The organism is Coleofasciculus sp., assembly GCF_046539235.1.
Classification (GTDB): Bacteria; Cyanobacteriota; Cyanobacteriia; order Cyanobacteriales; family Coleofasciculaceae; genus Coleofasciculus.
Genome location: NZ_JBKHHI010000458.1, coordinates 1 through 4,927, shown reverse-complemented (window position 1 = coordinate 4,927; position 4,927 = coordinate 1). Strand labels below are relative to the sequence as shown.

General features: G+C 44.7%; 6 protein-coding genes. All 6 read right to left on the bottom strand.

Going from position 1 to position 4,927, the window contains the following annotated elements; genetic code table 11:
* Positions 1–367: 367 nt before the first annotated feature.
* Entirely contained in the window at positions 368–1,447 is a 1,080-nt protein-coding gene (locus ACLFWI_RS26650) for an SGNH/GDSL hydrolase family protein (RefSeq protein WP_446415432.1), read from the bottom strand.
* 620 nt (positions 1,448–2,067) lie between these two features.
* Positions 2,068–2,856 carry an MBL fold metallo-hydrolase gene (locus ACLFWI_RS26645; protein WP_446415431.1) on the bottom strand — a complete coding sequence of 263 codons (789 nt, stop codon included), beginning with the start codon at positions 2,854–2,856 and terminating at the stop codon, positions 2,068–2,070.
* Between the two features lie 26 nt (positions 2,857–2,882).
* On the bottom strand, positions 2,883–3,503 hold the full coding sequence (locus ACLFWI_RS26640) for an anthranilate synthase component II (protein WP_446408815.1): 621 nt from the start codon (positions 3,501–3,503) through the stop codon (positions 2,883–2,885).
* Positions 3,504–3,577: 74 nt separating this feature from the next.
* A complete protein-coding gene (locus ACLFWI_RS26635; protein ID WP_446415430.1) occupies positions 3,578–4,093 on the bottom strand; it encodes a diacylglycerol kinase family protein in 516 nt (171 codons plus the stop codon).
* Positions 4,094–4,143: 50 nt separating this feature from the next.
* Complete coding sequence (gene ybeY / locus ACLFWI_RS26630; protein WP_446415429.1) at positions 4,144–4,671, bottom strand: rRNA maturation RNase YbeY; 528 nt, start codon at positions 4,669–4,671, stop codon at positions 4,144–4,146.
* A 38-nt stretch (positions 4,672–4,709) separates the two neighbouring features.
* Positions 4,710–4,925 carry a DUF3285 domain-containing protein gene (locus ACLFWI_RS26625; RefSeq protein WP_446415428.1) on the bottom strand — a complete coding sequence of 72 codons (216 nt, stop codon included), beginning with the start codon at positions 4,923–4,925 and terminating at the stop codon, positions 4,710–4,712.
* Positions 4,926–4,927: the final 2 nt, after the last annotated feature.

Sequence of the window (4,927 nt, the reverse complement as noted above, 5' to 3'; positions counted from 1 at the left end):
TAGACTTACTTCATAATGGGAAAATGTGCCGTCATATAGGGTCTGATTTCAGATTCTGCTTCCATCAGTAGTTAAGCTAATTATCCTAACTGGAATAGCGCTGACTTAAGCGAAATATTGCCAATTCGTAGACCAGTAAATACAGCGCTTTTCAAGTAAATGAGGTACACAGACAGATCCCCGACAACTCCTACGAAGTCGGGGATCTTGCTTAAAACTGTACCTCATCAACCTGAAAGCTGCTGTAAATATCTTATCTTTAGGTTCAAGAAAGAATGGAACTTACTGGGTAACTCTTTGAACCCGTTTTAACGGGTTTAAGCTTTAAGCCAGAACTTTAGTTCTAGGCTTAAGTCAGCGCTCTCCTTCATAGAGAATTGCGATAACGAACAGTTGATTGCAGCAAAAAACCTATCCCCATTAATAGTAGTGGGATAGAAAACGCCGGTTCTGGAACGGATAGAGGTTCTACACCAGCATCTTGGAGCGCAGCGTATGCATAGTCTCCCCATAAAGCATGACCTTGAGCCGTTGGATGGATATCATCCCAGAATAAGTACTCATCGGGGTTAGAACATACACCCAATTCAGTGAAGCAAAAGTCAGTCACATTGGTAAAACCAAATTCATCGGGCTGGGTGACAACCTCTTGAAACAGAGACGCCAGATCAAACGGTATGATGTTTATATCATCATAGGTGAGACGCAAATCATCGAACATTGTCGTTAAACCCGCGTTATGTTCCGCACTCACTTGGGTGAGTTCCGCTTCTTCTCCCTCTATAATCGCTCGGGGCGTTTTGCCCAAATCGGGCAAGTTAGGAATAAAGAAATGGCGAGCGCCAGCTTCCGCTAAAGCCGTCACCCCAGTAAATAAATTGTTGATGGGTTCAGTACTATCGCGAAGCCCACCCTTACTATAATCATTATTACCTGCCCAGACAATATAAAGTGCGTCAGGATTAGCCGATGTTTGAGCAACATTCAGGTCATTAATAAACCCATTAATCTCGGTGAGAACTCCTACGTCTAACTGAGGATTGACATTACCCAATCCTGTCTTAGCACCACCAAAGGCAAAGTTAACGCTATTAGTTGCGGTAGCACCACCGAAATTAAAATTGACCGCTGGTGGGGTTGATGGAATGATTGGTTCTCCCACCGTTAATTCAGTCGATGGAATCAAATCAACGCCCAATTCCGATGTAAGAATGTCTATCCAGTTGTAGCCATTAGAAAAACGTCCTTTAAAATAAGGTGGACTAGGGGTAATCGATACAGGGAAACCTAATGAGTTGGCGGCTGACGTCACATTGAAGACATTACCTGGATCAGCGGAGCTATCGCTAAACACATAAATATGATTGAATTGGATTGCCTCAGAACTTAGCGGATAAATTAAAGATAAAATAGAAAATCCTGTGGCTATTGCGGTAATTTTCATCATTTGGATTTCGCACTCCTGTATTTAATTGGCGTTAATTTAGCGGTGATCTTCATCATTTTAATTTCACACTCCTGTCACTACTCTTATATACCTAATTCACAGGAAATGAGTATCTGAAAAACAAGTTGTATTGAATCTTTATCCTATTATTTTTTATAAATATTTATTGATGTAAAGGCTCATTAATTGTGTTTTAATGAAACAGGTAGGCAAATAGCAGTGATAGCAGAAGGCAGGAAACACAAGTCAAAAGGGTTCTGACTGGTACGTCATCGTTTTAGCGGGACAGCTATATCAATGAAATTTATTATAAAATTTAATAAAAAATATTAAAATAGTGAAAGAAATTTAATAGTGAGTTTAGATCAATTAAATTTAGATAACATTAATTGGTTCAATAGATAGATTTATGTTATCAGTCGTTCCGAAATCAATAGACGGGCTGGCTTGACAAAATCTTTACAATGAGAAACAATCCTGATGGCTGTGGTCTGTGTGGGCAGAGTAGAGTTCTATGTAGGGGCGGGTTTCACCGTTATCGTTTTTGACCCCATCCAGATATGACTAAACCCGCCCCGTCCAAATGCACAAATTAACTAGATAATTAACTCAGATCTCCCTTAAAATTGATAACTCAACACTTTAATCATCGAACCATTTTGGGGCAAATCTGAGGGTTTCAACATCAATGTATCCCTGTTCACCCGACTAACAGGCATTCCCTCCATCACCGTTAAAAACTCATCCACGGGTTCAATCCCATAGTCTCCCTGACAGGTTTCATCCGCTGCTTGGGTACGGAAATGAGTTGGGATGACCATCTTCGGATTCAACACCGCGATCGCGTCTTTCGCCTCCCTCGGATTATAGGCTTTAATACTGCCACCCACAGGCACAAATGCCACATCCGGACGCCCCATGAGAATTTTCTGCTCAATTTCAATCGGTGCGGCTGCGCCACCTAAATGGAGCAATTTGATCCCGCTTTGCTCCCATTGCCATGCCACATTATTCCCCAATCGGCGTCCCCCGTGGCGATCATGAGGTATACTAATCCCTTGGAATCGAATCCCCCCAATCTGATAAACTCCCGGTTGAAACAAGATACGCGGATTTCCTGGCAATCCCTCAGCCGCACCTTCATCCAACAACTGAGAACTAATTAAAACCAAATCAGACTCCACTTTGGGTGGACGATAACCTGCTGTACACCCGACTGTCCGAAACGGATTCACCAAAATCCGCATCCCTCCACCTGTAAACAAAAAACAGGTATGTCCTAACCACTTAACTGTCAGTGTTCCACTCGCCGACTGCGCCTCAGCCGACTGAAATTGTGCAGCCAATGTCGTTCCCAAAGTGCCAAGCACCCCTGCACCCACGTAGCGCATCAACTGTCGCCGTTTCATCGTTAGTTAATCAATACTCCTCAAATTTAAGCTAGAACCATGGGGTTTTGAGTCGATGCTGGAAGAGAAACGAGGAAATTTTGCAATAACTGTTTACCGCAATCGGTCAAAACACTCTCTGGATGAAATTGGACGCCTTGAAGGTGGGGATAGTTCCGGTGTCTCACCCCCATAATTGTGCCATCTTCCACCCAAGCGGTAATTTCCAGCGCCTCTGGACAGGTTTCTCGCTCAATTACTAGACTGTGATATCGAGTGGCGATAAAGGGATTGGGCAAATTATGGAAAACACCGACGCCGGTGTGATAAATTTCAGAGGTTTTACCATGCATCAACAGGGGGGCGGAGATAATTTTGCCGCCAAAGACTTGACCAATACTTTGATGACCCAGACAAACGCCTAAGATAGGTACAGTTGCACCAAGTTGGTGAATTAACTCACAGGAGATACCCGCATCATCTGGGCGTCCGGGTCCTGGGGAAATAACGATCCCATCAGGATTTAATTGGCGCAGTTGATCTAGGTCAATTTGGTCATTGCGGTAAACCTGAATATCAGCAGCAACAGGCAATGTGAACCCCAGTTCCCCTAGATACTGCACCAAGTTATAGGTAAAACTGTCGTAGTTATCAATGACAACAATCAAAATTTACACTCCTTTTGCAAATAACCCTAACCACGACAAAACATTACACTGTAAATTTAAGTTAAAAAAATAGCTTAGCGCATCAGTAACAGGATGCGAGTCACCAAGGGCGGTAAAAGTAGGGAACCAGCAACGAGTAGGGCTGCGATCGCGGAGATAAGCACAGCACCTGCCGCACAGTCTTTGGCAACTTTTGCCAGCTTATGATAGGACTGTTTAACGGTTAAGTCAACCACCGCCTCAACTGCCGTATTCAGCAATTCCAGGGTCATCACTAGCCCACTGGTCAAGCCAATCACGGCAATTTCTACAGGCGGCAACTCTAACAAAATCGCCAAGCTGATTGCCACTGTGCCAATCAGGGTATGAATGCGAAAGTTCCGTTGGGTGACAAAGGCATAGCGAACTCCCGCCCAAGCATATTTAAAACTAACCATTAGGGTTGGGGCAATGCACCAAGCCAAGTCGCGTTTGAATCTCTGATTCGGGTCGGACTCTGGCGGATTTGGCAGTGACAAGTCATGCACTATCGACCGGGAACTTGGAACCAAGTATTGAGAATTGGGAGAGTGAGTATTGTGATAAACCATGGGGATTGAATTCCATTGCTAGTGATGAACTGACACCGAATCCAGTGTCATTATACGGGTAACGTCAAGTTGACAATCTGTAGCAAAGCCTGCTGCTGGTTTAGCATTCGCTGTAGGCTTTCCTGATCCGGATGATCCCACCCTAAAAGATGTAGCAACCCATGGGTTGCTAACCAAGCCAATTCTATTGTTAAGGGATGACCCTGCTGTTGGGCTTGGCGATAAGCGGTTTCCACTGAAATGACTAAATCGCCCAGGTAGACTGATTCAGCCGCTTGCATGTCTGGAGGTATCTGAGGGGAGTCTACCTCTAATGCGGCGAAGGCGAGTACATCAGTGGGTTGATTTTTGTGGCGGAACTGAGAATTAAGTGCCTGAATTTCTGCGTCATCACTCAGGCGTAGTGTCAGTTCATAGGTCGGCGCTGGCGGACTATCGGGGTGGAGTGTTTCTAGCCATTGGCTGAACCAATGTTCCCAAGTGGAGGTGGAAATTGGGTTCGTCAGGGAATTCGCTTCCGGAGTCGCTGACTGGGAGGCTTCAAAGAAACAATCCTGCACTATTAGTTCGATATTCACGCTTTGCCGCCTCTGGTGTGAGATGAGCTATGGGAACATTAACGAGTCAGGTAAGCTAAACCAATCAGCACAGCTAATAGACCCATGGTGGTTAGAAAAAAGTGTTGTAGGGATTTGCCTCCTTTACGCACCATGTTACGCATGGCTAATTTCACGTAACTAGGTTTCGGTTCATTCAAAGCGGCGTTGGCTGGTGTTGGCTGTTCAGCAAACGGCGGCTTCGCTGTATCCGGGGGGGTTGAGGATTGACTCATCA